The sequence below is a fragment of the Clavibacter capsici genome, from assembly GCF_001280205.1.
GTDB classification, from domain to species: Bacteria; Actinomycetota; Actinomycetes; order Actinomycetales; family Microbacteriaceae; genus Clavibacter; species Clavibacter capsici.
Genome location: NZ_CP012573.1, coordinates 1348344 through 1374431, shown reverse-complemented (window position 1 = coordinate 1374431; position 26088 = coordinate 1348344). Strand labels below are relative to the sequence as shown.

Sequence of the window (26088 nt, the reverse complement as noted above, 5' to 3'; positions counted from 1 at the left end):
GTCGGGATGGTGCGTGTGCTCGGACTACTCGGAGACAGGAGCCTTCTCGGCCTCGGTCGCCTCGGCCTCGATCTTCGCCTCGGTGGCGTCGTCGGACTCGGGGGCGTGCACGGGGGCGGGGACCTCGTCCTCGGACTTCGCCTCGTTCTTGGCGGAGACCTCGGCGTCGACGTCGTTCTCCTCGACGGGGAGCGCGGCCGTGGCGGCGTCGCCCTGCTCGAGGAGCTCGCGCTCCCAGTCGGCCAGCGGCTCGGCGGGCGCGGAGCCCTCGGCGTCGGGCTTCTGGTGGCGCTGGATGAGGCCCTCGGCGGCGGCGTCGGCGATGATGCGCGTCAGCAGCGCGACGGAGCGGATCGCGTCGTCGTTGCCCGGGATCGGGTACTGGACCTCGTCGGGGTCGCAGTTGGTGTCGAGGATGCCGATGACGGGGATGCCGAGCTTGCGCGCCTCGTCGATCGCGAGGTGCTCCTTCTTGGTGTCCACGACCCACATCGCCGACGGCGTCTTGGTGAGGTTCCGGATGCCGCCGAGGCTCTTCTCCAGCTTGTCGCGCTCGCGACGCTGGATGAGCAGCTCCTTCTTGGTGAAGCCGCGCGTCGTGTCGTCGAAGTCGACGAGGTCGAGCTCCTTGAGGCGGTTGAGGCGCTTGTGCACGGTCTGGAAGTTGGTCAGCAGACCGCCCAGCCAGCGCTGGTTCACGTAGGGCTGGCCGACGCGCTGCGCCTGCTCGGCGATGGACTCCTGCGCCTGCTTCTTCGTGCCGACGAAGAGGATCGTGCCGCCGTGGGCGACGGTCTCCTTGACGAAGTCGTAGGCCTTGTCGATGAGGGCCAGCGACTGCTGCAGGTCGATGATGTAGATGCCGGAGCGCTCGGTGAAGATGAAGCGCTTCATCTTCGGGTTCCAGCGCGTCTTCGGGTGACCGAAGTGGACGCCGCAGTCGAGCAGCTGGCGGATGGTGACGACGGCCATGGCCGTACTCCTGTTCCGGCGCGCGCTCGCGCGGCGCGCCTCGTCGGTTCGCTCGGCGGTCGGGACGACCGCTGATCCTGGTGCCCGGCGCGCATCCGCTCCTGGTGGCGACGTGGTTCATCGCCGGGAGGAGACCGAGTGGATGCGGAGGCCTGATGGGCACGCGTAGTCACCCGACCTGGATCGGGTGCTGGTCGATGCTACCACCCGCCGGGCGGCCCGCCGGATCAGGCGCGCGCGGAGTCCTTGCGCTTCTTCGGCTTGTCGACGAAGAGGGTCTCGGCCTCCTCGAGGGACATGCCGTTGGTCTCCGGGATCTTGGTGAGCACGAACACGAACGAGAGCGCCGCGAAGGCCGCGTACATGCCGTAGGTGAACGGCAGCGAGAACGCGGAGAGCGCCGGGAACGAGACCGTGATGGCGAAGTTGGCGATCCACTGGGCCATGGCGGCGACGCCGAGGGCCTTGGCGCGGATCCGGTTCGGGAAGATCTCGCCGAGCAGCACCCAGACGAGCGGTCCCCACGAGGCGCCGAAGCCGATCACGAACACGTTGGCCGCGATGATCGCGATGACGCCGAAGGGCTGCGGGAGGGAGACCTCGCCGGCGTCGGTCGACGACTGGCTGAAGCAGATGGCCATGACGGCGAGGGACACGGCCATCGCGAGCGAGCCGGTCAGGAGGATCGGGCGGCGGCCGATGCGGTCGACGAGCGCGATGGCGATGAAGGTGACGGCGACGTTCGTGACGGCCGTGATGACGGAGGTCGTGAGCGACTGGGACTCGTCGAAGCCCACGGCCTGCCAGAGCGTCGTGGAGTAGTAGAAGATCACGTTGATGCCGACGAACTGCTGGAACACGGACAGGATGATGCCGATCCAGACGATGCCCTGGAGGCCCAGCTTGTTGCCGCGGAGCGTCCCGGTGCGCTTGGCGACGCGGTCCTCCTCGATCTGGCGCTCGAGGTCGCGGCTGGCGCGGTCGATGTCCTCCTGCTTCCAGACGCTCGCGAGGATCTCCTGCGCCTCGTCCTTGCGCCCCTTCTCCACCAGGTAGCGCGGGGACTCGGGGAGGCGGAAGGCGAGGAAGCCGTAGACGATCGCCGGGACCGCGCAGACGAGGAGCATCCAGCGCCAGGCCTCGAGGCCGAACCAGAAGCCCTCGGACGCGCCGCCCGCGGCACCGGCGAAGACGGCGTCCGAGAGCAGGGCGGTGAAGATGCCGAGGGTGATGGCGAGCTGCTGGAGCGACGCGAGGCGCCCGCGGAGGAGCTTCGGCGAGATCTCCGCGATGTAGGCGGGGGCCACGACCGAGGCGATGCCGATGCCGAGGCCGCCGACCACGCGCCAGATGGTGAGGTCCCAGACGCTGAACGCGAAGCCGGATCCGAATGCGCTGATGAAGAAGAAGAACGCGCCGGCGATCATGGTCCAGCGCCGTCCGAAGCGGTCCGCGATGCGGCCGGCGAGGTAGGCGCCGAGCGCGCAGCCGAGGAGGGCGCTGGCGACGGCGAAGCCGATGAGCGTCTCGCTGAGCGAGAACCGGCCCTGGATCGCGGAGACCGCGCCGTTGATGACCGAGGAGTCGAACCCGAAGAGGAAGCCCCCCACCGCGGCCGAGACGGCCAACCCGATCGCGCGTCGCTGGAGCTTCTTCTCATCCCGGGGGGTCGTCGTCTCGTTCACAACGGACCACTCTGCCACTTCTCCGCCGGGCGGGGGACCGCGCCGGACGGAGCCGCGCCGGTGCGCATGATGCCGCCGACGGCGCGACGGACGTGCGCGCCGGGAGCTGGAGAAGCGGATGCGCGGTGGTGCGGCGATGCGGAGGACCTGCGCGGTCGTGCTGACGGCGGGGCTGCTGGCCGGAGGCGCCGGACCGGCCGCGGACGCGTGGGCGGCGGGCGGTCGGGTTGCCGCCGCGTCCTCTCCGGTCGCGGCACGATGGGCCTGGCCGGTCGATCCCCCGCACGTCGTCACCCGCCCCTTCGAGGCGCCGACCACCGCGTACGGGCCCGGGCACCGCGGGATCGACATCGCCGCGGAGCCCGGTGCCGCGGTGCGGGCTCCCGCGGACGGGACGGTCTCGTTCGCCGGCGTCGTCGTCGACCGGCCGGTCGTGAGCATCCGGCACGCGGACGGCCTGGTCTCGTCGGTCGAGCCGGTGGTGCCGTGCGTGTCCGCGGGCGACGCCGTGGTGGCCGGGCAGGTCGTCGGCGCCCTCGCCGGCGAGCCGCGCCACGAGCCCGACGGCGGCCTGCACCTCGGAGCGCGTCTGCACGGGGAGTACGTGGATCCGGCCCTCCTGCTCGCCGCGCTGCGGCATGCGGTGCTGCTGCCGCTGGACCCGTGACCCCGCCGCGCCCCGCGCCGGCCCGCCCGGCTGCGGCGGGTCGCCCGGCTGTGGCGGGTCGCCCGGCGGCGGCCCCGGTGGGCGGAGAGCGCTCACGCGCGCGGGTGCGCGCCCTCGTAGCTGCGGCGCAGCCGGTCGATGGAGACGTGGGTGTAGATCTGCGTGGTCCCGAGGCTCGCGTGGCCGAGCATCTCCTGCACCGTGCGGAGGTCCGCTCCCCCGTCGAGGAGGTGGGTGGCCGCGGTGTGCCGGAGCGCGTGGGGACCCTGCGGTCCGGATCCGGGGATGTCCGCGAGGAGGGACGCGACGAGCCCGTAGACCGCGCGCGCGCCCAGCCGGCCGCCGCGTGCGCCCAGGAACAGCGCGGTCCCGGTCCGCGCGGACACGAGCGCAGGACGGCCGCGCGTGGCGTACGCGTCCAGCGCCTCCGAGGCGGGCACCCCGAACGGGACGACGCGCTCGCGGTCGCCCTTCCCGATCACGCGGACGGTGAGGCGGGACGCGTCGACGTCGCCGAGGTCGAGCCCCGTGAGCTCGGACACGCGGAGCGCCGACGCGTACAGGAGCTCGATCACGGCGAGATCCCGGAGAGCGGCCGCGTCGTCCTCCGCAGCCCGCGCCGCGAGGCCGGCCAGCAGCGTCGACATCTGCTCGCGCGCGAGGACCCGCGGGAGGTGGGCGCCGGCGCGCGGGGCCTTCAGCCGCATGGCCGGATCCGCCTCCACCCGGCCCGATCGGAGGAGCCAGGCTCCGAAGCCCCGCACCGCGGCCGACCGTCGCGCCAGCGTCGCGGGCGCGAGCCGGGCCTGGGATCCGCGCCACAGCCAGTCGCGCAGCACCTCGAGGTCGAGGTCGGTGGACGCCAGGACGCCCAGGCGGGACGCATGGGCCGCGAGGTCGCGCAGATCCGAGGAGTAGGCGCGCACCGTGTGAGCCGCGCTCCCGCGCTCCCGGTGCATCGCCGTCGCGAATTCCCCGATGTCGGCCTCGAGGGGGGTCGCGGCGGATGCCGGGGTACCGCGGACGAGGCCGGGGCGGCTCGCCGACCGCGCGCCGTCCGTCCGCTCCGTCTCCATCCCGGAAGGCTACGGCGACCGTGACGGGCGGGGCCTCCACCTCGGCGGCGTGGCTCGGCACGATCGACCGCGGTCCGCCAGGAGGCGGCGCGGCGCGGCGCCGGTCACCGCCGCCGGGCGGCCCGCTCGCCGACGAGCATCCCTCGGGCGGATCCGCGTCAACCGGATCCCGCTCGGCGGACCCACCCCCCGTCCGGTCGGGTCACCGCCCCCTCGAGCTCGAGCAGGCCGAGCACCGACGACGTCTCCGCGACGCCCAGCCCGGCACGTGCCGCGACGTCGGCGGTGTCCCGCGGTCGCCGGACGGCCAGCGCGTCCAGCACGCGCATGGCGCGGGGATCGGCGCGGGCATCTGCGCGGGAAGGCGAGGTCGCCGCGGGCTCGTCGGCGTCGGCCCCGACGCGGGAGCGCGGGCGCGCGCCTCCGTCGGTGCCCTCGACGCGGGGCCGACGGGCGACGGCATCCCATCCCGGCAGCAGCTCCATGACGTCGTCCGCCGACGTGACGCAGACCGCCCCCGATTCCCGCAGGAGGCGGTGGCAGCCGGACGACGAGACGCTCGTCACGGGTCCGGGCACAGCGCCGAGCGGCCGTTCGAGCGCGAGCGCGTGGTTGGCCGTGTTGAGCGATCCGCTGCGCGCTCCCGCCTCGACCACCACGGTCGCCGCGCTCACCGCCGCGATGAGCCGGTTGCGCAGGAGGAAGCGCCAACGGGTCGGCGACGCACCGCACGGCAACTCCGAGACCACCGCCCCATCGCGACGCATCCGCGCGAAGAGGTCCGCGTGGCCGGAGGGGTAGAGGCGGTCGACCCCGCCGGCCAGGAACGCCACCGTCCGGCCGCCCGACCCCATGGCCGCCCGGTGCGCCACGCCGTCGACCCCGTACGCGCCGCCCGACACGATCGCCACCCCGCGGTCCACCAGGCCCGCGGACAGCTCCGCCGTGACGTGCTCGCCGTACCCGGTCGCGGCCCGCGCGCCGACGACGGCCACGGAGCGGGGCAGCGCCGCCAGAGCCTCCGAGGATCCCGTGCACCAGAGCACGAGCGGCGCATGCGGACCCAGGTCGTCGGCACCCGCCGGCCAGAGCGGATCCCCGGGCACGAGGATGCGAGCGCCCACCGAGCGAGCGGCACGGAGCCGCGCCAGCGCCTCGGCGCGGACGAGCCTCGGCCGCCAGCGCTCCAGGGCGCCCTGGATCTCGGCGACGAGGGCGGCCCGTCCGTCCTCCTCGAGGTCGAGCCCTGCCGCCGTCATCGCGCCCACGACGGCGTCGGCGGGCGCGTCCTCGACCACGGCCGCGAGCGCCGCAGTGGCACCGAGGACGCCGACGACCGCCCCCGCCACACGGTCCCCGGGCTCGGCGATGCCCGACCACGTGCAGCGCGCCGCGGCGTCCTCGGGATCCGCGTCCGCAGCGTCGGCTCCGCGGTCCGCGGGCTCCGGTCGGAGGCACTCCACGAGCTCGCGGAACTCGTCGGCGGGCAGTCCGAGCCGCGCGATCCGACGCGCCCGCGCCGAATCCGCCGCCTGCACCGCGCCGGACGCCGTCCGGGCATGCCGCCCTGGCGAGCGCGGCGCCGAATGAGCCGCTCGATCCCCCAGGCCATCGAGGACGGCATCCGACGGTCGGAAGGCCGGTCCCCCTCCCGGCGACCCGGCGTCCTTGCCGGTCACGCGGCACCCCGCAGCAGCAGCGCACGCCCCAGGTGGTCCTGATCGGGGCACGCCGCCCCGTCGAGGTCCGCGAGCGTCCACCCGATCCGCAGGACGCGGTCGTAGCCCCGCATGGTGAGGAGGCCGCGGTCGAGGGCCCGGTCGAGGGCGGCCGTCGCGCCGCGGGCGACGCGCGCCTCGCGACGGAGCCATGTGCCCGCAGCCTGGGCGTTGGTGCGCCAGGGCGTCGGCGCCCACCGCTCGGCGGCGGCCGCACGAGCGGCGGCGACGCGGGCTCGGGCTGATGCGGTCGTGACCCGCGGAGCATCCCCGGCGGCGCGGTGCACCGCACTGGTCACGCGGCGGACGCCCAGCCGGATGTCCATCCGGTCCATGAGCGGGCCGGAGAGACGAGCGAGGTAGCGCCGGCGGGCCTGGGGCGGGCAGGAGCAGTCGGCACCGACCACGCCGTACGCTCCGCACGGGCAGGGGTTGGCGGCCATGACCAGCTGGAACCGCCCCGGGAAGTGCGCGACGCCGTTCGCCCGGTGGATGCTGACGACGCCCGACTCGAGCGGCTGCCGCAGGCAGTCGAGCACCGCCCCCGCGAACTCGGGTGCCTCGTCGAGGAAGAGCACTCCCCCGCTGGCACGCACCGCGGCGCCGGGACGGATCCGCCCGCTGCCGCCCCCGACGATCCCCGCGGCGCTCGCCGTGTGGTGCGGGGCCTCCAGGGGCGGCCGAACGGGGAGCTCGGGTCCCAGTCGCTCCCCGCAGAGCGATCGGATGCACCCGACCTCCAGCGCTGCCTCCTCGTCGAGGTCGGGCAGGAGCCCCGGGAGTCGCTGGGCGAGCATGGTCTTGCCCGCGCCCGGAGGGCCGAGCAGGAACATGTGGTGCCCGCCCGCCGCCGCGACGATCAGCGCCTCCACGGCCTCCTCGTTGCCGACGACGTCCCCGAGGCAGGGATCCGCCGTCCGCTCCCCCCGGAGCACCCGACCGGCATCGCCTCTCGCGACCGCGGGGATCGCGGCGAGCTCCTCCTCGGGCTCCGGATCGAGCTCGGCGCCGTGGTGGATCGCCGCGTCGCAGAGGCCGGCGACCGCGATCACGGTCATGTCCGGCACCAGGGACGCCTCGTCCTCGTGGCATCTCGGCACCATGACGCGGCGGACGCCCGCCCGCCGCGCCGCGAGCACCGCGGGCAGGATGCCGTGCGTCGGCCGAAGCCGCCCGTCGAGGCCGAGCTCACCGAGGTGCACCGTGCCGGCGACCGACTCGGCCGAGACGGAGCCGCCCGCGGCGAGCACCGCGAGGGCGATCGCGAGGTCGAAGCCGGAGCCGTGCTTGGGCAGCACGGCCGGCGAGAGGTTGACGGTGACCCGTCGCACGGGGAAGTCGCATCCGGCATTGCCCGTGGCGGCGCGGACCCGCTCGCGGGCCTGGCTGAGCGCGGCGTCCGGCAGGCCGATGAGCACGAAGCCGGGGAGCTGGCTCGTGATGTCGGCCTCGACGTCGACGAGGGCGCCGTCGAGGCCGGAGAGCGCGACGGCGAGGGTGCGTCCCACGGCCATCAGCAGGCGCTCCGGACGACGTCGACCGTGGGCACGCCGCCGCGCGGCCACACCACGCCGACCACGTCGATCCGCACGGGGCCGCGGCGTTCGGGATGGGCCTCGCACCACAGCCCCGCGAGCACCCGCAGTCGCGCCGCCTTCGCGCGCGTGACCGCCTCCAGCGGATGCCCGTAGGCGAGGCCCGCCCGCGTCTTCACCTCCACGAGCACGGTCGTGCCCGCGTGCGTCATCACGAGGTCGATCTCGCCCTCGCGGCACCGCCAGTTGCGCTCCACGAGCGCGTAGCCCCGCTCGGCCAGATGCCGTGCGGCGAGATCCTCGCCGCGTCGTCCCAGGTCCTGCTCGCGTGTCATGCGCACCTCCACGAGGAGGATGCGACGGAGCGGACCCGCGGACCACGGAGCGCATGGAGACCGTGCGCTGCGCGACGCCGGGGCGGCTGGGGAGGGAGCCCGGAGGCGCCCTACTCGTCGATGGCGAGCTCCTTGGGGAGCTCGAACTCCTTGGCCGACAGCTCCTCGACGTTCACGTCCTTGAAGGTGAGGACCCGCACGGACTTCACGAACCGGTCGGAGCGGTACACGTCCCACACCCACACGTCGGTCATGCTCAGCTCGAAGTAGAAGTCGTGCTCCGTGTCGCGGCGCACCAGCTCGACCTCGTTGGCGAGGTAGAAGCGCCGCTCGGTCTCGACCACGTACTTGAACTGGGACACGATGTCCCGGTACTCGCGGTAGAGCGCGAGCTCCACCTCGCGGTCGTAGTCCTCGAACTCGTCGTCATCCATGGTCCGTCGATCCTATCCGCCCGTGGGGAGGTCCCCCTCCGCACCGGCGGCAGGCGAGGTCGCCCGGGCTCGGGTCGGCGCGGCCCGGGATCAGGCGGACGAGCCCGCGAGGACGCCGCCCAGCCAGCTGCGCCTGTGCAGGTCGGACGCGCCGCGCTCGCGGATGGCGTCGAGGTGGGCCGCGCTGCCGTAGCCCTTGTTGCCGGCCCAGCCGTACTCCGGGTGGTCCTCGTGCCAGGCCGCCATCATCCGGTCGCGGTCGACCTTGGCGAGCACGGACGCGGCGGCGACGGAGGCGCAGTCGCGGTCGGCCTTGATGCGCAGGCGCACCGGCACCGGATGGGCGAGGTGCGGCGTGAGCCAGTCGTGCGCCCCGTCGAGCAGGACGACGCTCGCGAGCAGCGGCACGCCCGCGTGATGCAGCTCGACGAGCGCGCGGCGCCCGGCGAGGCCGAGGCAGGCGGTGATCCCGAGCGCGTCGACCTCCGCCGCGGAGGCCATGCCGACGGCCGAGTGGCGCACCCAGCCCGCGACGACGGGGTGCAGCGCCTCGCGACGCTTCTCGCTCAGCATCTTGGAGTCGCGCAGACCCTCCGGGAAGGCCCCGGTGTCGGGTCCGATCGCCGCCATGCCGACCGCGACGGGCCCGGCCAGGGCGCCGCGGCCCACCTCGTCGCAGCCGATGACGAGCGCGGCGCCGGCACCCAGCAGCTCGCGCTCGACCTCGAGGGTCGGGTCGGCGACGGGCATCAGCCGGCGGGAGCGGGATCCGGCACGTCGCCGAAGGTCTGCGGGTAGTCGTCGAGGAGCGTCCAGCGGTCGACCGGCCACGTGATCACGAACGCCCGGCCGACGACGTTGTCGATCGGCACGAAGCCCTTGGTGGGGCCGTCGACGTTGTAGCGGGAGTCCTGGGAGTTGTCGCGGTTGTCGCCCATGACCCAGAGCGAGTCCGCGGGGACGGTGACGTCGAAGTCGATCTGCGAGGCACGGCTCTCGCCCGGCTGCAGCTTGATGTACGGCTCGTCGAGCGGCACGTCGTTCACGCTCATCTGGCCCAGCGAGTTGCAGCAGACGACGTGGTCGCCCGGCAGCCCGATGAGGCGCTTGATGAGGTGGTCGTTGCTGTCCGACGCGGACAGCCCGACGGTGGTGAGCGCCCAGTCGACCGCGGCGGCCAGCGGCGGCTTGTCGACCTCGGGCGACGGGAGGAGCCAACCGCCCGGATCGCGGAACACCACGACGTCCCCGTGCTGCAGGGGCACGAAGCGGGGCGTGAGCTGGTTGACCACGATGCGGTCGTCGATCTGCAGCGTGTCCTCCATCGACGCGGAGGGGATGTAGAACGACCGGATCAGGAACGCCTTGATCAGGACCGATACGAGGAGGGCGACCACGAATATCACGAGGACGTCCCGGAGGAACGTCTTCCATCCTCGGGACGTGCTGCCGCTGTGCCTGCCCGAGGATCTCGTCTCCACGGGCGTCGTGCCATCTGTCATTTAACCGCCTGAGCTCCCGGCAAGTGTAGATGCCGGGAGCTCGGTCGGATGACAGGTGGGGATGCGCTAGGAGCGCTTCTCCTTGATCTTCGCCTTCTTGCCGCGCAGGTCGCGCAGGAAGTACAGCTTGGCCCGGCGCACGTCGCCGCGCGTCACGACCTCGATGTGGTCGATGACCGGGGAGTGCACCGGGAAGGTGCGCTCGACGCCGACCTGGAAGCTGACCTTGCGGACGCAGAACGTCTCGCGGACGCCCTCGCCCTGGCGGCCGATGACGATGCCCTGGAACACCTGGATGCGCGAGCGGCTGCCCTCGACGATGTTGACGTGGACCTTGACCGTGTCGCCGGCGCGGAAGTCGGGGATGTCCGACCGCAGCGACGCCTTGTCGACGGAATCGAGGATGTGCATGGTGTACCGCTCTCTGCAACCGCCACGGGTCGACTGCGCATCAATGTCTGGATGGGGAACGGCCCGCATGGATGGCCGACTCCCCCGTGGCAGGGTCGGCGGCAGGCACGATCGCCCATTCTGTCACCTCGGGCGCGTCGAGCGCAAAGCGCCGGGCCGGGGCGCGCGACGGTTCAGTCCAGGCGGATGGTGCGCCCGGCGTCCGGCCCCTCGGCGGCCTTCCACTCGGGCGGTCGCGGCTGGGCGTCGCGCTCGATGACGGAGATGACCTCCTGCATGCGCTGCCGGGTCTCGGCGAGCAGCTGGCGGACCGCCAGACCGACCAACGCGGCGGCGGCCAGCACGGCGACGACCGCGCACCACGTGCTGATCGCGGAGTAGGTGCCGGCCCCGATCACCGCGAGGGCGAGGACCCCCATGGCGACCGCGTCCGTCGGGGACACGGCGCGCCGCGTCCGCACCGAGCGGCGCGCGAGCACCAGGCCGAGGGCCGCGATCAGGGCGATCCCGAGGGCTCCCGCGGAGATCATGACGAGGAGGAGCTCCCATCCCCCGGAGCCGAAGGCGGCCCATCCGACGAGGAGCCAGGCGGGGAGCACGACGACCGCGGCGAACTGCCAGCGGTAGAGCGCGCGGCGGAGGCCGAGGGCCGGGGACTGCTGCATGCGCCCATGGTACGAGCGCATCCTGGACGGCGCGGGAGGGCCTACTGCGGGATGCTCCCGTAGGATCCGATGCGTGATGGAACTGCGAACGCCCGCCGAGATGGACCAGATGCGACCCGCCGGGGAGTTCGTGGCCTCCGTGCTGACGGCGCTCGCCGCGCAGGCCGACGTCGGGGTCAACCTCCTCGACCTCGACCGCCAGGCGCACCGCATGATCCGCGAGCGCGGCGCCGAGTCCTGCTACATCGACTACCACCCCTCGTTCGGCGCGATGCCGTTCGGCAAGGTCCTCTGCACGTCGGTGAACGACGGCGTGCTGCACGGCCTCCCCCACGACTACCGGCTGCAGGACGGCGACCTCCTGAGCCTCGACTTCGCCGCGTCCGTCGACGGCTGGGTCAGCGACTCCGCCCTGAGCGTCGTCGTCGGCACGCCGCGCGCGGAGGACGTGCGCCTCATCGAGGTCACGACCGCGGCCCTCGAGGCGGGGATCCGCGCGGCGCAGCCCGGCGGGCGCACGGGCGACATCTCTGCGGCCATCGGCGCCGTCGCGACCGAGGCCGGCTACTCGGTCAACACCGACTTCGGCGGCCACGGCGTGGGACGCACCATGCACGGCGACCCGCACATCGCGAACCAGGGCCGGCCGAACCGCGGCGTGCCGCTGCGACCCGGCCTCGTCATCGCGATCGAGCCGTGGTTCCTGCAGAGCACCGACGAGATCTACACGGACAAGGACGGCTGGACCCTCCGCAGCGCGGACGGCTCGCGCGGCGCGCACATGGAGCACACGGTCGCGATCACCGAGGACGGCCCGCTGATCCTCACCGCGCGCTCCTAGGCGCGCTCCACCGGAGGGACGCTGCCGGCTGGTCCGACGGCGCTAGTCGGGCAGGAGGTCGGGCCGGACGCGGCGCGTGCGCTCGATCTGCTGCTCGCGCCGCCAGGCCGCGATGGCGCCGTGGTTGCCGCTCCGGAGCACGTCCGGCACGGCGAGCCCGCGCCACTCCTGCGGCTTGGTGTAGCTGGGATGCTCGAGGAGCCCGTCGGAGTGGCTCTCCTCCACGAGGCTCGCGGGGTTGCCGACCACGCCGGGCACGAGCCGGCCGATGGCCTCGATCATCGCCATCACGGCGACCTCGCCCCCGTTCAGCACGTAGTCGCCGAGGCTGACGAGGCGCACGCGCGCGCGCGTCGCCGTGTGGTCGACGACGCGCTGGTCGATGCCCTCGTAGCGGCCGCAGCCGAAGGCCAGGTGCGGCTCCAGGGAGAGCTCCTGGGCCATGGCCTGCGTGAAGACGTCGCCGGCGGGCGACGGGAAGACGATGACGGGGTCCGTGTCGTCGGCGAGGACCTCGTCCATCGCCTCGCCCCACGGCTCGGGCTTCATGACCATGCCGGCGCCGCCGCCGTAGGGCGTGTCGTCGACGGTGCGGTGCCGGTCGTGCGCGTAGGAGCGCAGGTCGTGCACGCGCAGGTCGATGAGGCCGGACTGGCGCGCGCGACCGAGCAGGGAGATGTCGAGCACCCCGAAGAACTCCGGGAAGATCGAGACGATGTCGATCCGCATGTCAGCGCGCGTCGTCGCCCTCGGGGGCGGGATCGGCGGCCTCCGCGGCGGGCGCCGGGGCCTCCGCCTCCGGGACGTCCTCGAAGAGGCCGAGCGGCGGGGTCACGACGAGCGTGCCGGCCTCGACGTCCACGGAGGGGACGATGGCCTGCACGAACGGGACCAGCACGGTGCCCGACGGGGTGTCGACGTGCAGCAGGTCCTGGGCCGGGAAGTGGTCGACCAGGGAGACCGTGCCGACCTCGACGCCGTCGCGGAGGACCTTCAGGCCCACGAGCTGGTGGTCGTACCAGGCGTCGGGCTCGGTCGGCTCGTCGGCCGGCGGCGTCATCCAGAGGATGGCCTTGGCGAGCGACTCGGCGGCCGTGCGGTCGGCGACGCCCTCGAAGAAGCCGACGGGGTGGCTGTTGTACCAGCGCAGCTCCACGAGCGTGAGGGTGCGGCCGTGCCAGGGGGACGACTCCGGGACCTGCAACGAGAACTCGGCGCCGGGGACGAACCGCTTGGCGGGGTCGTCCGTGAAGAGCTCGAGCTTGACGGCTCCCTTGAGCCCGTGCGCCTTGGTCAGCCGGCCGACGCGGAACGCCGCGGGGTCACGGGCGATGTCCTCAGGAATCGGTGTCCACCACATCGACGCGGACGCGCTGGCCGTCGGCGAGGGCCGACACCAGGGTCCGGAGGGCCTTCGCGGTGCGACCCGCGCGGCCGATGACCCGGCCGAGGTCCTCGGGGTGCACGCGCACCTCGAGGACCTCGCCGCGGGGGGATCCCTTGCTCGTCACGGAGACATCATCCGGGTGCTCGACGATGCCCTTGACCAGGTGCGCGAGCGCGGGAGCGAGCATGGGCTAGGCCTGCTCCTCGGTCGCCTCGGCCGGGGCCTCGGCGGCCTCGGGCGCGGGGGCGGCCTTCTCGGTCTTGGGCTTCAGGACCGGCTTCTTCTTCTCGTCCGCGACGTAGGCGGGCTTCGCCTCGCGCGTGCGGACGGTGGACACGGCGTCCTTGTCGCCCTTGAAGCGACCCCAGTCGCCCGTGAGCTTGAGGAGGGCCTCGACCTGCTCGGTGGGCTGGGCGCCCACGGAGAGCCAGTACTGCGCCCGCTCCGACTGGACCTCGATGAACGAGGGCTCCTCGGTGGGGTGGTACTTGCCGATCTCCTCGATGACGCGGCCGTCGCGCTTGGTGCGCGAGTCGGCGACGACGATGCGGTAGTACGGCGCGCGGATCTTGCCCAGGCGCTTCAGACGGATCTTGACAGCCACAATTCTCCTGAATTTCTTTTGTGTGGGGTGAACTGACGGCCGTGAGCGTGGGGGCACACTCGGCATTGGTTCGATGGGGTCTCGCGGCGCCTGATTAGAGGGTCGGACGATCGCGGACTCGACAGATCATTATGGCAGACGCCGGGCGGGGACGGGACCCCTCCTGTCGGCGCGCCGCACGGCGTCACCGCCCGGCCGTCCCGCCGGGTGCGTGGCATGATCGGACGACACCGGGCGCATGCGCCCCGAGACCCGTGGACGGCAGGACCCGCATGCAGATCGACTTCGCCCGCCAGCCGCCCTCCCGCGTGGGGATCGAGTGGGAGCTCGCGTGCGTCGAGCGCGGCTCCGGGGAGCTCGCGGGCGCGGCTCCCGAGATCCTCCGCTCGTTCCCGCACGACGACGCGCACCCGCACGTGACCGGGGAGTTCCTCACCAACACGGTGGAGGTCGTCAGCGCGCCGCACGGCCGCGTGGGCGACGCCGTGGACGACCTCGCCCGGCTGATCGAGCGGGTGGTGACGGTCGCGGATCCGCTCGGCATCGACCTCATGTGCGCGGGCACGCACCCGTTCAGCTCCTGGCCCGACCAGGACGTGACGCCCGACAACGAGCGGTACGCCACCCTCGTCGACCGCACGAGGTGGTGGGGCCGGCAGATGATGATCTGGGGCGTGCACGTGCACGTCGGCATCGACGACGCCTCGAAGGCGCTGCCCATCCTCAACGCGCTCCTCGTGCACCTCCCCCGGTTCCAGGCGCTCAGCGCGTCGAGCCCGTACTGGTCGGGTGAGGAGACGGGCTACGCGTCCAACCGCGCGCTCATGTTCCAGCAGCTGCCGACCGCCGGGCTGCCGCCGGACCTCACCACGTGGGCCGACTACGAGCGGCTCGTCGGCGACATGACGCACGTCGGCGTCATCGACCACCACAGCGAGCTGCGCTGGGACATCCGGCCCGCGCCCAGGTGGGGCACCCTCGAGACGCGCGTGTTCGACGGGGTCTCGACGCTCCGGGAGATCGCGTCGCTCGCCGCGCTCGTGCAGTGCCTGGTGCACGACATGTCCGCCGCTCTCGACCGCGGCGAGGAGCTGCCCCGGATGCAGCCCTGGTTCGTCCGGGAGAACAAGTGGCGCGCGGCCCGGTACGGCATGGACGCGATCATCATCCAGGACGCCGCGGGCGAGGAGGCGCTCGTGGGCGACGACACCCGGGCGCTCGTGGAGCGCCTCTCCCCCGTCGCCGACGCGCTCGGCTGCGAGGCGGAGCTGCGGGGGATCCTCGACATCGTCGACGGCGGTGCGAGCTACCAGCGGCAGCTCCGGGTCGCGGAGGAGGCGGGCGGCGCGCTCGCGCCCGTGGTCACCCACCTCGTGGAGGAGCTCCGCTCAGGTCTCGGTCGGTGACCCGGGAGAGGATGAGGGGGTGAGCCCCGCCGTCGACATCGTCATCCTCGTCGTCGCGGTCCTCGCCGCCCTCGCCGGCTGGCGCCGCGGGGCCATCGTGACGGTCGCCGGGCTCGCCGGCATCGTGCTCGGCGTGCTGCTGGCCCTCGCCATCACGCCGGCGTTCCTCGCCCTGCTCGACCAGTTCGGGGTGGCCACGGGGATCATGCGCACCGTGGCCGCCGCCCTGCTGATGCTCGTCACCACCTCGCTCGTGAGCGGCATCCTCGCCCAGGTCGCCAGCGTCCTCACGCGCCTCCTGCGTCCCCGGGGCGCCGCGCAGGGCCTCGATCGCGGGATCGGCGCCGTGGCCGGCCTCGCCGCGTGGGCCGTGTCGGTGTGGTTCATCGGCGGCTTCCTCGGATCCAGCGGCGTGATCCCCGCGGTGCAGCTCGCGTCCTCGTCGCGCATCCTCGCGACCCTCGACCGCGTGAGCCCCGTCTCCAGCTCGACGGCGCTGTCCGCGCTCGACGACGCCCTCCACGACGTCGGGTATCCGCGGGTCTTCGCGAACGGCGAGGAGGCGATCGCCGACACCGCGGCGCCCGACGCCGACGTGCCCGAGGCCGTGCGGCGCTCCGCGTCGAGCGTGGTGAAGGTCCTCTCGTCCGCACCGGCTTGCGGCACGTCGTCATCCGGCAGCGGCTGGGTCGTGCAGGGCGACCGCGTCGTGACCAACGCTCACGTGGTGACCGGTTCCGACGAGGTCTACGTGCAGCAGGGCGGCACCGGCGACCTGCTGCGGGCGGACCTCGTGGTGTTCGACCCCGCCCGGGACGTGGCGATCCTCGCCGTGCCGGGCCTCGCGGCCGCGCCCCTGCCCCTCGGCGACGAGCTCGCCGCGTCCGACGAGGCCGTCGTCGCCGGGTACCCGGGCGGCGGGCCGTACCAGGCCACGGGGGCGCGGATCCGCGAGGTCGTCGACGCGCTCGGCACCGACATCCAGCACGAGCAGCCGGTGACGCGCGAGGTCTACTCCGTGCGCGGGACCGTGCGGCCGGGCGACTCCGGCGGCGCGCTGTTCGACGCGCAGGGCCGCGTGGTCGGCCTCGTGTTCGCCACCTCGACGGTCGACTCCCAGACCGGCTACGCGATGACGCTCGACGAGATCGCGCCCGTGCTGCAGGAGGCCGGCGCCAGCGCGCCGGTGGACTCGGGGCGCTGCGGGGTCTGACCCGCCCGGCCCCGTGCCGGCCCGGATGCGACGACGGCGCCCTCCCGGTGGGGAGGACGCCGTCGAGCGTCGAGCGGTGGGGCCGGTCAGCGCCCGAGGAACTTCTGCAGCGAGGCGAGCTCCTCCTCGCTCGGGCCGCCGTTCGCGCCGCCCTTGCCCGAGCCGGCGAGGCCGAAGCCGGATCCCGCGGGAGCCGCGGGCCCGCCGATGCGCTGGCCGGACGCGAGCGCCGCGTTCTCCTGCGCGCGCTTGGCCGGGTTGCCCGACTTCGAGCCCTTCTTCTTCTGCTGCGCGGGCTTGCGGCTCGAGTGCGCGCCGGGCATGGGGCCCATGCCGGGGATCTGCGGCATGCCGCCGCGCGCGACCGTGCGCATCATCTTCGAGGCCTGCTCGAAGCGCTGCACGAGGCCGTTGACGTCGGTGACCGTCATGCCGGATCCGCGGGCGATGCGGAGGCGGCGCGAGCCGTTGAGGAGCTTCGGGTTCTGGCGCTCGGCCTTCGTCATCGACTGGATGATCGCCTCGGTGCGGACGATCTCCTTCTCGTCGAAGTTCTCGAGCTGCTCCTTCATGGCGCCCATGCCCGGGAGCATGCCCATCATCTTCTTCAGCGAGCCCTTGCCGCGCAGCTGCTGCATCTGCTTGAGGAAGTCGTCGAGCGTGAAGCTGTCGCTCGCGAGCTTCTGGGCGACCTCCATCGCCTCCTCCTCGTCGAAGGCCTGCTGGGCCTGCTCGATGAGGGTGAGGATGTCGCCGAGGTCGAGGATGCGGCTCGCCATGCGGTCGGGGTGGAAGGGCTCGAAGTCGTCGAGGCCCTCGCCCGTGGAGGCGAACATGATGGGGCGGCCCGTGACGGAGGCGACCGAGAGGGCCGCGCCGCCGCGCGCGTCGCCGTCGAGCTTGGAGAGCACGACGCCCGTGAAGTCGACGCCGTCCTGGAAGGCCTTCGCGGTCGCGACCGCGTCCTGGCCGATCATGGCGTCGATGACGAAGAGGACCTCGTCGGGGTCGGTGGCCTTGCGGATGTCCGCGGCCTGCCTCATGAGCTCCTGGTCGACGCCGAGGCGGCCGGCCGTGTCGATGATGACGACGCTGTACTGCTTGTCGACCGCGTGCTTCATCGCGTCCTTGGCGACGCGGACGGGGTTGCCGCGTCCGTTGCCGGGCTCGGGCGCGAACACGGGGACGCCCGCCTGCTCGCCCACGACCTGCAGCTGCTGCACGGCGTTGGGGCGCTGGAGGTCGGCCGCGACGAGCATGGGCGTGTGGCCGTCCTTGGCCAGCCACTTGCCGAGCTTGCCCGCGAGGGTCGTCTTGCCCGCGCCCTGGAGGCCGGCGAGCATGATGACCGTCGGCGGGCGCTTCGCGAAGGTGATGCGGCGCTGCTGGCCGCCGAGGATCCCGACGAGCTCCTCGTTGACGATCTGGACGACCTGCTGGGCCGGGTTCAGCGCCTGGCTGACCTCGCCGCCCAGGGCGCGCTCGCGGACGGAGGCGGTGAACGCCTTGACGACGTCGAGCGCGACGTCGGCCTCGAGCAGCGCGCGGCGGATCTCGCGGACGGTGCCGTCGACGTCCGCGGCGCTGAGCTTGCCCTTGCCGCGCAGGTTCTTGAAGGTCTCGGCGAGGCGGTCCGAGAGTGTTCCGAAGGTAGCCATGGTGGGTCCAGCTTAACCGGCGCGGGAGGTCCCCCGAGCCGGTGCCCGCGTCAGCCGACCAGGTCCTGCGCGAAGACGCGGGGCCCGGTCGGGGCCAGCGCCCGGATCAGCCGACCAGGTCCTGCGCGGACACGTGGGGCACGGTCAGGGCCAGCGCCCGGATCAGCCGACCAGGTTCTGCGCGAAGACGTGGGGGGTGAAGCCCGTGAGGTCGCCGATGCCCTCGCCCTGGCCGATGAGCTTGATCGGGATGCCCGTGCGCTCCTGCACGTTGAGGATGAAGCCGCCCTTGGCGGATCCGTCGAGCTTCGTGATGACGAGGCCCGTGACGCCGCCGTGCTCGATGAACGCCTGCGCCTGCGCGAGGCCGTTCTGCCCGGTCGTCGCGTCGAGCACCAGCAGCACCTCGGCGATGGGGGTCTGCTTCTCCACGACGCGGCGGATCTTCGACAGCTCGTCCATGAGGCCGCCCTTGGTGTGCAGGCGGCCGGCCGTGTCGATGATCACCATCTCGGTGCCGTGGCGCTGCGCGTGCTCGACGGTCTGGAAGGCGACGCTCGCCGGATCCTGGCCCGGCTGCTGCGGGCGGACGATCTCGGCGCCGGCGCGCTCGGCCCACGTGGCGAGCTGGTCGACGGCGGCGGCGCGGAACGTGTCCGCCGCGCCGACGACGACCGTGCGGCCGTAGTTGCGGAGGAACTTGGCGAACTTGCCGATGGTGGTGGTCTTGCCGACGCCGTTGACGCCGACCACGAGGATCACCGCGGGGCGGGCGCTGAGCTTGAGCGTCGGGTCGTGCTTCGCGAGGCGCTCCTCGATGCTCTCGCGGAGCATGCGCTGGAGGTCGCGCGGGTCGGTCGTGCGGTAGCGGTCGACCTTCTCCCGGAGGTCGTCGATGGTGGCCTCGGTGACGTCGGGGCCGAAGTCCGCGGTGATGAGGGCGGTCTCGAGGTCGTCCCACGTGGTCTCGTCGATCGTGGGCTTCGCGAACATGCCGCGCAGCGCGCCGGAGAGGGACCAGGGGGTGCGTGCCATGTGCCCAGCGTAGCCGCGCGTCAGGAGGCGGCCCGCTCCTCGGGGTCGGCGGGCTCGCACCCGGCGGCGGCGTCCGCGGCGGCGGGCCCGTCGGCTTCCGCGGCCGGGGATCCCGCGCGCGGCTCGCGGCTCACGCGCTGGCCGACGACCGCGCTCACGCCGTCCTGCCGCATCGAGACGCCGTAGAGCGCGTCGGCGATCTCCATCGTGCGCTTCTGGTGCGTGATCACGATGAGCTGCGAGGTGTCGCGGAGCTGCTCGAGGATCGTCAGCAGGCGGCCGAGGTTGGCGTCGTCGAGGGCCGCCTCCACCTCGTCCATGATGTAGAACGGGCTCGGCCGCGCGGTGAAGATCGCGATGAGCAGGGCCACGGCCGCGAGCGAGCGCTCCCCGCCGGAGAGCAGCGACAGCCGCTCGATGCGCTTGCCCGCGGGGCGCACGCTCACCTCGATGCCCGTCGTGAGCAGCTGCTCGGGATCGGTGAGGTGGATGCTGCCCGTGCCGCCCGGGAAGAGGATCGGGAACACGCGGTCGAAGGCGGCCCGGGTGTCCTCGAAGGCGGCGGCGAAGACGCCCTGCATGGTGCGGTCGATGTCCTCGATGATCGTGAGGAGGTCGGCGCGCGTCGCCGTGAGGTCGGCGAGCTGCTCGGTGAGGAAGAGGTGGCGCTGCTCGAGCGCGGCGAACTCCTCGAGCGCGAGCGGGTTGACCCGGCCGAGCTGGGCGAGCTTCCGCTCGGCGACCTGGAGGCGGGCGCGCTGCTCCTCGCGGTCGAAGGGGCGGGTGGGGACGGGCGGGGTGTCGTCGTCCGCGTCGTGGTCGGTCGGCTCCGCGCCCTCGGCGGGCGTCGTCTCCGTCGCGGCGTCCTCGCCGGCCTCGTCCTCCCCGTCGGGATCCGCGGCCGCGCGCGCACGCTGGCGCGGCGGCAGCGGTGCCTCCTCGGGCACGGGAACGTCCGGCCCGTACTCGGCGACGAGCACCTCCTCCCCGAGGCCCAGCTCGCTCGCGGCGCGCTCGAGCAGCTGGGAGACCTGGAGGCGCTTCTCGTAGATCTGCAGCTCGAGGCCGTGCACGTCCTCGGTGATCCCGTGCAGGCGCTGCCGCAGGTCGGCCTCCTCGCGGCGGAGGGCGGAGAGCTCGGCGTTGCGGCCGGCCCGGGCCTCCTCGGCGCGGGCGAGCACGAGACGCGCCTCGGCCGTGCTGCGGTCGGCGGCGCGGACGACGGCGGGCAGGGCATCGGCGACGGAGGCGGCGCGGGCGATCTGGCGGCGGCGGATCACCTGGCGGCGGGCGGCCTCCTCGGCGGCGGCGCGCTCCGCGGCGAGGCGGCGCTCGAGCGCGACCGTGCGCTCCTGCTCGGCCCGCACGCGCTCGCGCGCGGTCTCGACCTGCAGGCGGGCCTCGATCTCGGCCTCGCGAGCGGCCTCCCACTCGGCGACCAGCGCGTCCCGGCCGCTCGCGTCGAGCACGGGGCGCGGGCGGGACCGGGCCTCGTCGAGCGCGCGGCGGGCGGCGTCGGACGCGGCGACGGCCTCGTCGACGGAGGCGCTCGCGAGGTCGAGGCCGCGCTGCACGCGCGCGAGCTCGGCGGCGGCGGACTCGGCCTGCGCGCGCGACCGGCTGAGGCGCTCGGCGTGCGCGGCGAGGCGCGCGTCCGCCTCGCGCAGCCCGCCGAGCGCCGCGGACGCGCGCTCCCGGGCGGCGCGGAGGCGCTCCCGGCCGGCGGCGAGGTCCACCTGGAGGTCGTCGATGCGGGCGCGGACGTCGGTCAGGGTCGCCGCGGCGGCCTCGCGCGCGGCGACGAGCTCGAGCTTGGAGCGGGTGGCGCCGGATCCGCCGCGCAGCACGTGCGCGGAGACGACCTCGCCCGCGCGGGTGATCGCGGTGACGGGCGCGTCGGGTCCGTCGAGGAGCGCGACGGCCTGCGCGAGGTCGTCGACGATCACGACGCCGGCGAGGGTCCGGCGGACGCCGTCGGGCGCGTCGACCACGGCGGACGCGGGCACCGGGCCGTCGGTGCCGGGTGCCTCCACGGCCGTCCCGCCGGATCCCGCGACCACCACCTCGACGCGCCCCAGGTCGTCGTCGACCGCGCGGCGCAGCGCCGCGACCGCGTCGTCGCGCGTCTCGGCGAGCACGGCGTCGGCGAGCGTGCCGAGGGCCGCCGCGACCGCCTGCTCGAAGCCCGGGTGCACGTGCACGTGCTCGGCGAGGAGGCCCCGGACGCCGGGGAGGCCCGCGGCGACGAGGTCGCTGGATCCGTCGCGCTGGTCGAGCGCGCTCGCGAGCGCCTGCTCGCGCGCGGCCAGGGCGTCCCGCTCGCGCTCCTTGGCGTGCAGCTCCTCGCGCACGGCCTCGATGGCGGACTCCTCCGTCGCGACGTCGGCCTGGGCGTCCTCGTAGGCGCGCGTCAGCTCGGATCCGCCCTGCTCGTCGGCCTCGCCCTCGGCCTCGCCGCGCTCCCGCTCCGCCTCGGCCGCGGCGAGCCGGGCGCGCGCCGCATCGAGCGCGTTCTGCTGCCGGAGCACCTCGCCGCGCACGGCCGCGAGCCGCGAGCCCGCGGTCTCGGCGCGCCCGGTGAGCCCCGCGATCTCGAGGTCGTGCCGCGAGACGAGCGCGCTCTGGGCCTGGATCTCCTCGTCGAGCGCGTCGAGCGCCTGCCGGGCCGCGGCCGTCGCCTGGCGCGCGGACACCCAGCCCGCCTCGGCCTCGCCGATGAGCCCGGTGAGGCGCTCGGCCTCGTCCCGGGACTCCTGCACCTGCGCGGGCGTGGTGCCGGACGCGGCCTCGGGGGCGTCGTCCGCGGATCCGAGGAGCGCGAGCCGCTGCTGCGCGAGCGACAGCAGGTTCCGCAGCCGCTCCTGCACCTGCTCGAGCGCGAAGGCCGTGCGGCGGGCGCCGTCGACCTCGTCGCCCTCCTGCTCCTCGACGATGCGCTCGGAGCGGAGGACCGCCCGGTCGAGCTTCTCCTGCAGCACCATCCGCTCGGTCGTGCGCTCCTCCTCGGTGCGCGTGTGCTCCGCGAGCGCGCGTCGGAGGGTCACGACCTCGTCGGCCACGAGGCGGGCACGTGCGTCGCGCACGACGGCCGCGACGGTCTGCGCCTGCCGCGCGACCTCCGCCTGCCGGCCGAGCGGCTTCAGCTGCCGCCGGATCTCCCCCGCCAGGTCGTTCAGCCGGGTGAGGTTCGCCTGCATCCCCTCGAGCTTGCGGAGCGTGCGCTCCTTGCGGCGGCGGTGCTTGAGGATCCCCGCGGCCTCCTCGATGAAGCCGCGCCGCTCCTCGGGGGTCGCGCGCAGCACGTTGTCGAGCCGGCCCTGGCCGACGATGACGTGCATCTCGCGGCCGAGCCCGGAGTCGCTGAGGAGCTCCTGCACGTCGAGGAGGCGGCAGGACGTGCCGTTGATCGCGTACTCGCTGCCGCCGTTGCGGAAGAGCGTGCGGCGGATCGCGACCTCGGTGTAGTCGATGGGCAGCGCGCCGTCGGCGTTGTCGATCGTGAGCGTGACCTCCGCGCGGCCGAGCGGCCCGCGCGTCGAGGTGCCGGCGAAGATGACGTCCTCCATCTTGCCGCCGCGGAGGGTCTTGGCGCCCTGCTCGCCCATGACCCAGGCGAGGGCGTCGACGACGTTCGACTTGCCGGATCCGTTCGGGCCGACGACGCAGGTCACCCCGGTCTCGAACTGGAACGTGGTCGGCTGCGCGAACGACTTGAACCCCTTGAGGGTCAGGCTCTTCAGGTGCACGCCCGCCGCCCTCCTCACCTCGTGGTCGGGATCACGGTACCGGACGCGGCGCGCTCGACCGGGAGCCGCGCGCGGCCGGGAGCCGCCGGCCCGGCCGCCGCTAGCGTGGTGGGGCGCGGAGCCGAGGACGGCCGCGTCCGCCGACGAGGGAGCCGACCATGCCGCACGCCGACGACGACCGGGCCGCGGTCGTGGAGGAGGTCCGTCCGCCCGCCGCCGTCGGGGCCGCGGGCTGGGACGACCTCGTGGCGCTCACCGACGTCGTCAACCGGGCGCAGTCGCACGACCTCGGGCACGACGCATTCGTCTGGCTGCCGCAGGAGCTGATCCCCGACTACGCCGACGTCGCGCACGTGCGGAAGCGCCTCTTCGCCGCCCGGGTGGACGGGCGGGTCGTCGGTCGCGGGCTCCTCACCACGTCGCTCGCCGACCCCACGACCTCCGACGTCGCGGTGTCCGTGCTCCCCGAGCACCGGCGCCGCGGGATCGGCCGGGCGCTGCGCGAGCGCCTGGAGCGGATCGCGCTCGACGAGGGCTGCCGGACCCTCCTGGGCGCCACTATGCACCGCGCGGAGGCGAACGGATCCCCCATCGCCTCGCCCACGGGGATCGGCGCGGTCGGGGCCGACGACCCGGCGTCCCGCTTCGCCGTCGATGCGGGCTACCGGCTCGGCCAGACCGCGCGCACGAGCTCCCTGGACACGGTCGCCGCGGCCCCGACGCTCGACACCCACCTCGCCGACGCGCGCCGCGCCGCGGGCGACGCATACCGGGTCGTCTCCTGGGTGGACGCGACGCCCGAGGAGCGCCTCGACGACCTCGCCCTCCTGCACACGCGCATGTCGACCGACACCCCGGCCGGCGACCTCCCGCAGGCGGAGGACGCCTGGGACGCCGACCGGATCCGAGGGGCGGAGGCCCGGCGCGCGTCCGCCGGCCGCACGGGCATCGTCACGGCGGTCGAGCACGTCGCGACGGGCCGGCTCGTCGGCTTCACCGAGATCGCCGTCTCCCCCAGCGGCCGCCGCTCCGACGGCCACGAGTACGCCTACCAGCAGGACACGCTCGTGCTCGCGGAGCACCGCGGCCACCGCCTCGGCATGCTCCTCAAGGTCGAGAACCTGCGGCTCCTCGCCCGCGAGGCCCCGGGCGCGGACCGCGTCGTCACCTGGAACGCCGACGAGAACCGGCCCATGCTCCGGGTGAACGAGGCGCTCGGCTTCCGTCACGTGGCGACGAGCGGGAGCTGGCTGCGCGACACGGGCCCGACGCGCTGATGGGGGACGCGCGCTGATCCGGGACGGCGCGGCTCAGGCGGCGGCGTCCCCCGGATCCGGCAGCACCTGGCAGTGCGGGCAGTAGTGGCTCGACCGGTTCATGAAGGCCTCCCGCACGATCGCGTTCCCGCAGCGCGGGCATGGCTTCCCCTGCTGACCGTAGGCGTTCAGCGAGTGCGAGAAGTAGCCGGATGCGCCGTTGACGTTCACGTACTGCGCGTCGAAGCTCGTGCCGCCCTCCGCCAGCGCCCGCGCGAGCACGTGCCGCACCTCGGCGAGGAGGCGGAGCGCGCGCCCGCGACCGAGCCGGTCCGTCGGGTGCGCGTAGTGGATCCGCGCGGCCCACAGCGCCTCGTCCGCGTAGATGTTGCCGATGCCGCTCACGAGCGTCTGGTCGAGCAGCGCGCGCTTGACGCCGGTGCGCCGCCTGGCCAGGCGGTCGAGGAGCAGCTCGTCGTCGAACGCCGGGTCGAGCGGGTCGCGCGCGATGTGGGCGACCTGCGTCGGCACGAGGGCGGCGTCGGATCCGCGTCCGGCCGCGTGCCCGTCCGGGGTCGCCACGAGGCGGTCGACGGCCATCGACCCGAAGATGCGCTGGTCGACGAAGGCGACCACGAGCTCGCCGTGAACCGGGTGCTCGATGCCCATCCGGATCCGCAGCAGGCCGTCCGGGTCGGAGCCGGGCTCGCGCAGGAGCACCTGCCCGCTCATGCCGAGGTGCGTGACGAGCGCGCGCGGGCCGGTGACGTCGCGGGCGGCGTCGGGCGCGAGCGGCAGCCAGAGGAACTTGCCGCGGCGGACGGCGTGCGTGATCACGCGGCCGACGAGCAGGTCGACGAAGGCGCCCTCGAGCGGGTCGTGCCGCTTGAGGGAGCGCGCGTCGAGGATCTCCACGCCCGTGATGCGGGCGCCCGTCACGGCGGGCTCGAGCCCGGCGCGGACGACCTCGACCTCGGGGAGCTCGGGCACCGCGGGTCAGGCCGTGGGGCGCGCCTCGAGGCGGGTCCACGCCTCGAGCGCGGCCGTCATCTCGGCCTGCTTCTTGCTGGATCCCTCGCCCGTGGTGCGCACGGCGTCGCCGACCGTGACGACGGCGTGGAAGCGCTTGCTGTGGTCCGGGCCGCTGTCGCTCACGACGTAGGCGGGCGCGGGCAGGCCCTGGCGCGCGGCGCTCTCCTGGAGGGCCGTCTTCGGGTCCATGGCGGCGCCGAAGCGCGCGGGGTCCTCGAGGAGCGGGGCGATGAGGCGCAGGACGAGGCCGGTCGCGGCCTCTCCCCCGGCGTCGAGGTAGCAGGCGCCGATGATGGCCTCGACCGTGTCGGCGAGGATCGAGGACTTGGCGCGGCCGCCCGTGAGCTCCTCGCCGCGGCCGAGCAGCAGGTGCTCGCCCAGCCCGATGCCGGTGGCGACCTCCGCGAGGGCGACGCTCGAGACGAGGCTGGCGCGCCGCTTGGCGAGCTCGCCCTCGTCGAGGTCGGGGTTCTCGAGGTAGAGCATGACCGTGACGGCCTGCCCGAGGATGGAGTCGCCGAGGAACTCGAGGCGCTCGTTGTGCGGGATGCCGCCGTGCTCGTACGCGTACGAGCGGTGGGTGAGCGCGAGCTCGAGGAGCTCGGGGCTCACGTCCACGGCGAGGAGGCGCCGGAGCGCGTCACGGTCGCCGTGGACGTGGGATCCCGGGGTGTCGGTCATGTCCGACGTACCGTGCGGGCGACGACTAGACGTCGGCGACCTTGCGGCCCTTGTACTCCATGTACAGGGGCGTGCCGGCGGCGTCCTCGACCACGCGCGCGCGGTGGGGCATGGAGTAGACGACCTTGCCGTTCTCGACGGTCTTGACGAGCGTGGGAGCCTCGGCCTTCCACTGCGAGCGACGCGCGCGCGTGTTGGATCGGGACATCTTCCTCTTGGGTACAGCCAT

General features: G+C 73.9%; 26 protein-coding genes. 5 read left to right on the top strand and 21 right to left on the bottom strand.

The genetic code is table 11. The annotated features are described in order from the left end of the window. Positions 1-24 precede the first annotated feature (24 nt). Together rpsB and AES38_RS06510 are read right to left on the bottom strand one after the other, a co-directional pair. Positions 25-972, bottom strand: coding sequence for a 30S ribosomal protein S2 (rpsB, locus tag AES38_RS06515; RefSeq protein WP_053774288.1), 948 nt, complete (start codon positions 970-972; stop codon positions 25-27). Positions 973-1199: 227 nt separating this feature from the next. Next, on the bottom strand, positions 1200-2657 hold the full coding sequence (locus tag AES38_RS06510; RefSeq protein WP_053774287.1) for a sugar porter family MFS transporter: 1458 nt from the start codon (positions 2655-2657) through the stop codon (positions 1200-1202). Positions 2658-2793: 136 nt separating this feature from the next. On the opposite strand from AES38_RS06510, the gene AES38_RS06505 reads away from it, so the two are divergent. Continuing rightward, on the top strand, positions 2794-3324 hold the full coding sequence (locus tag AES38_RS06505) for a murein hydrolase activator EnvC family protein (protein WP_244629249.1): 531 nt from the start codon (positions 2794-2796) through the stop codon (positions 3322-3324). A gap of 92 nt (positions 3325-3416) precedes the next feature. Here the strand turns inward: AES38_RS06505 and AES38_RS06500 are convergent, their stop codons facing one another. From AES38_RS06500 to AES38_RS06460, 9 genes are all read right to left on the bottom strand, one after another. Beyond that, complete coding sequence (locus tag AES38_RS06500) at positions 3417-4400, bottom strand: tyrosine-type recombinase/integrase (protein WP_256998880.1); 984 nt, start codon at positions 4398-4400, stop codon at positions 3417-3419. Positions 4401-4558: 158 nt separating this feature from the next. Continuing rightward, positions 4559-5863, bottom strand: coding sequence for a DNA-processing protein DprA (gene dprA / locus AES38_RS06495; protein ID WP_053775705.1), 1305 nt, complete (start codon positions 5861-5863; stop codon positions 4559-4561). 212 nt (positions 5864-6075) lie between these two features. After that, positions 6076-7632, bottom strand: a complete 1557-nt coding sequence (locus AES38_RS06490; RefSeq protein ID WP_053774285.1) for a YifB family Mg chelatase-like AAA ATPase — start codon at positions 7630-7632, stop codon at positions 6076-6078. Next, positions 7632-7988, bottom strand: coding sequence for a YraN family protein (locus AES38_RS06485; protein WP_053774284.1), 357 nt, complete (start codon positions 7986-7988; stop codon positions 7632-7634). The genes AES38_RS06490 and AES38_RS06485 overlap by 1 nt, the downstream gene beginning before the upstream one ends. A 110-nt stretch (positions 7989-8098) precedes the next feature. Continuing rightward, entirely contained in the window at positions 8099-8422 is a 324-nt protein-coding gene (locus AES38_RS06480; protein WP_012298192.1) for a DUF2469 family protein, read from the bottom strand. A gap of 90 nt (positions 8423-8512) precedes the next feature. Then, positions 8513-9172, bottom strand: coding sequence for a ribonuclease HII (gene rnhB, locus AES38_RS06475; protein WP_053774283.1), 660 nt, complete (start codon positions 9170-9172; stop codon positions 8513-8515). Next, the gene (gene lepB, locus AES38_RS06470) at positions 9172-9924 is read right to left on the bottom strand and encodes a signal peptidase I (RefSeq protein ID WP_053774282.1); all 753 of its coding nucleotides are present in this window, start codon (positions 9922-9924) and stop codon (positions 9172-9174) included. Before lepB ends, rnhB begins: the two co-directional genes overlap by 1 nt. A gap of 66 nt (positions 9925-9990) precedes the next feature. Continuing rightward, on the bottom strand, positions 9991-10335 hold the full coding sequence (gene rplS, locus AES38_RS06465; protein WP_012298189.1) for a 50S ribosomal protein L19: 345 nt from the start codon (positions 10333-10335) through the stop codon (positions 9991-9993). Positions 10336-10508: 173 nt separating this feature from the next. Beyond that, complete coding sequence (locus tag AES38_RS06460) at positions 10509-11000, bottom strand: hypothetical protein (RefSeq protein ID WP_053774281.1); 492 nt, start codon at positions 10998-11000, stop codon at positions 10509-10511. Positions 11001-11073: 73 nt separating this feature from the next. Here AES38_RS06460 and map point away from each other — a divergent pair, with 73 nt between their 5' ends. Beyond that, complete coding sequence (gene map / locus AES38_RS06455; protein ID WP_053774280.1) at positions 11074-11841, top strand: type I methionyl aminopeptidase; 768 nt, start codon at positions 11074-11076, stop codon at positions 11839-11841. 42 nt (positions 11842-11883) lie between these two features. Here the strand turns inward: map and trmD are convergent, their stop codons facing one another. From trmD to rpsP, 4 genes are read right to left on the bottom strand one after another with little or no spacing between them, the layout of a single operon-like run. Then, entirely contained in the window at positions 11884-12570 is a 687-nt protein-coding gene (gene trmD / locus AES38_RS06450; protein ID WP_053774279.1) for a tRNA (guanosine(37)-N1)-methyltransferase TrmD, read from the bottom strand. Between the two features lies 1 nt (position 12571). Continuing rightward, positions 12572-13201: a ribosome maturation factor RimM gene (gene rimM / locus AES38_RS06445; protein ID WP_053774278.1), complete on the bottom strand. Its 630-nt coding sequence runs from the start codon at positions 13199-13201 to the stop codon at positions 12572-12574. Continuing rightward, positions 13179-13415, bottom strand: a complete 237-nt coding sequence (locus tag AES38_RS06440; RefSeq protein ID WP_012038054.1) for an RNA-binding protein — start codon at positions 13413-13415, stop codon at positions 13179-13181. Before AES38_RS06440 ends, rimM begins: the two co-directional genes overlap by 23 nt. 3 nt (positions 13416-13418) lie before the next feature. After that, positions 13419-13832, bottom strand: a complete 414-nt coding sequence (gene rpsP, locus AES38_RS06435; protein ID WP_043672585.1) for a 30S ribosomal protein S16 — start codon at positions 13830-13832, stop codon at positions 13419-13421. A gap of 272 nt (positions 13833-14104) precedes the next feature. Between rpsP and AES38_RS06430 the strand changes: the two genes are divergently transcribed. Then, positions 14105-15238 carry a glutamate--cysteine ligase gene (locus AES38_RS06430; RefSeq protein WP_053774277.1) on the top strand — a complete coding sequence of 378 codons (1134 nt, stop codon included), beginning with the start codon at positions 14105-14107 and terminating at the stop codon, positions 15236-15238. 19 nt (positions 15239-15257) lie between these two features. Next, entirely contained in the window at positions 15258-16451 is a 1194-nt protein-coding gene (locus AES38_RS06425) for a MarP family serine protease (RefSeq protein ID WP_053774276.1), read from the top strand. Between the two features lie 86 nt (positions 16452-16537). Here AES38_RS06425 and ffh read toward each other — a convergent pair whose 3' ends face one another. The 3 genes from ffh to smc form a co-directional block, all read right to left on the bottom strand. Further along, the gene (gene ffh, locus AES38_RS06420) at positions 16538-18109 is read right to left on the bottom strand and encodes a signal recognition particle protein (RefSeq protein ID WP_053774275.1); all 1572 of its coding nucleotides are present in this window, start codon (positions 18107-18109) and stop codon (positions 16538-16540) included. A 162-nt stretch (positions 18110-18271) separates the two neighbouring features. Then, the gene (gene ftsY, locus AES38_RS06415; protein ID WP_053774274.1) at positions 18272-19144 is read right to left on the bottom strand and encodes a signal recognition particle-docking protein FtsY; all 873 of its coding nucleotides are present in this window, start codon (positions 19142-19144) and stop codon (positions 18272-18274) included. Between the two features lie 20 nt (positions 19145-19164). After that, the gene (gene smc, locus AES38_RS06410; protein ID WP_053774273.1) at positions 19165-22890 is read right to left on the bottom strand and encodes a chromosome segregation protein SMC; all 3726 of its coding nucleotides are present in this window, start codon (positions 22888-22890) and stop codon (positions 19165-19167) included. A 158-nt stretch (positions 22891-23048) separates the two neighbouring features. On the opposite strand from smc, the gene AES38_RS06405 reads away from it, so the two are divergent. After that, entirely contained in the window at positions 23049-24167 is a 1119-nt protein-coding gene (locus AES38_RS06405) for a GNAT family N-acetyltransferase (protein WP_053774272.1), read from the top strand. A gap of 33 nt (positions 24168-24200) precedes the next feature. Here the strand turns inward: AES38_RS06405 and mutM are convergent, their stop codons facing one another. Genes mutM through rpmF form a run of 3 tightly spaced genes read right to left on the bottom strand, consistent with a single transcriptional unit; the run spans position 24201 to position 26088 of the window. After that, positions 24201-25136: a bifunctional DNA-formamidopyrimidine glycosylase/DNA-(apurinic or apyrimidinic site) lyase gene (mutM, locus tag AES38_RS06400; RefSeq protein ID WP_053774271.1), complete on the bottom strand. Its 936-nt coding sequence runs from the start codon at positions 25134-25136 to the stop codon at positions 24201-24203. Between the two features lie 6 nt (positions 25137-25142). Further along, positions 25143-25859, bottom strand: a complete 717-nt coding sequence (rnc, locus tag AES38_RS06395) for a ribonuclease III (RefSeq protein WP_053774270.1) — start codon at positions 25857-25859, stop codon at positions 25143-25145. Positions 25860-25884: 25 nt separating this feature from the next. Further along, positions 25885-26088, bottom strand: a complete 204-nt coding sequence (gene rpmF / locus AES38_RS06390; RefSeq protein ID WP_053774269.1) for a 50S ribosomal protein L32 — start codon at positions 26086-26088, stop codon at positions 25885-25887.

What these genes read in the sequence shown, in the direction of transcription:
- rpsB (WP_053774288.1), bottom strand. Translation starts at nt 972, where the DNA reads ATGGCCGTCGTCACCATCCGCCAGCTGCTCGACTGCGGCGTCCACTTC.
- AES38_RS06505 (WP_244629249.1), top strand. Translation starts at nt 2,794, where the DNA reads ATGCGGAGGACCTGCGCGGTCGTGCTGACGGCGGGGCTGCTGGCCGGA.
- AES38_RS06500 (WP_256998880.1), bottom strand. Translation starts at nt 4,400, where the DNA reads ATGGAGACGGAGCGGACGGACGGCGCGCGGTCGGCGAGCCGCCCCGGC.
- AES38_RS06490 (WP_053774285.1), bottom strand. Translation starts at nt 7,632, where the DNA reads ATGGCCGTGGGACGCACCCTCGCCGTCGCGCTCTCCGGCCTCGACGGC.
- AES38_RS06485 (WP_053774284.1), bottom strand. Translation starts at nt 7,988, where the DNA reads ATGACACGCGAGCAGGACCTGGGACGACGCGGCGAGGATCTCGCCGCA.
- AES38_RS06480 (WP_012298192.1), bottom strand. Translation starts at nt 8,422, where the DNA reads ATGGATGACGACGAGTTCGAGGACTACGACCGCGAGGTGGAGCTCGCG.
- rnhB (WP_053774283.1), bottom strand. Translation starts at nt 9,172, where the DNA reads ATGCCCGTCGCCGACCCGACCCTCGAGGTCGAGCGCGAGCTGCTGGGT.
- lepB (WP_053774282.1), bottom strand. Translation starts at nt 9,924, where the DNA reads ATGACAGATGGCACGACGCCCGTGGAGACGAGATCCTCGGGCAGGCAC.
- rplS (WP_012298189.1), bottom strand. Translation starts at nt 10,335, where the DNA reads ATGCACATCCTCGATTCCGTCGACAAGGCGTCGCTGCGGTCGGACATC.
- AES38_RS06460 (WP_053774281.1), bottom strand. Translation starts at nt 11,000, where the DNA reads ATGCAGCAGTCCCCGGCCCTCGGCCTCCGCCGCGCGCTCTACCGCTGG.
- trmD (WP_053774279.1), bottom strand. Translation starts at nt 12,570, where the DNA reads ATGCGGATCGACATCGTCTCGATCTTCCCGGAGTTCTTCGGGGTGCTC.
- rimM (WP_053774278.1), bottom strand. Translation starts at nt 13,201, where the DNA reads ATGTGGTGGACACCGATTCCTGAGGACATCGCCCGTGACCCCGCGGCG.
- AES38_RS06440 (WP_012038054.1), bottom strand. Translation starts at nt 13,415, where the DNA reads ATGCTCGCTCCCGCGCTCGCGCACCTGGTCAAGGGCATCGTCGAGCAC.
- AES38_RS06430 (WP_053774277.1), top strand. Translation starts at nt 14,105, where the DNA reads ATGCAGATCGACTTCGCCCGCCAGCCGCCCTCCCGCGTGGGGATCGAG.
- ffh (WP_053774275.1), bottom strand. Translation starts at nt 18,109, where the DNA reads ATGGCTACCTTCGGAACACTCTCGGACCGCCTCGCCGAGACCTTCAAG.
- ftsY (WP_053774274.1), bottom strand. Translation starts at nt 19,144, where the DNA reads ATGGCACGCACCCCCTGGTCCCTCTCCGGCGCGCTGCGCGGCATGTTC.
- AES38_RS06405 (WP_053774272.1), top strand. Translation starts at nt 23,049, where the DNA reads ATGCCGCACGCCGACGACGACCGGGCCGCGGTCGTGGAGGAGGTCCGT.
- rnc (WP_053774270.1), bottom strand. Translation starts at nt 25,859, where the DNA reads ATGACCGACACCCCGGGATCCCACGTCCACGGCGACCGTGACGCGCTC.
- rpmF (WP_053774269.1), bottom strand. Translation starts at nt 26,088, where the DNA reads ATGGCTGTACCCAAGAGGAAGATGTCCCGATCCAACACGCGCGCGCGT.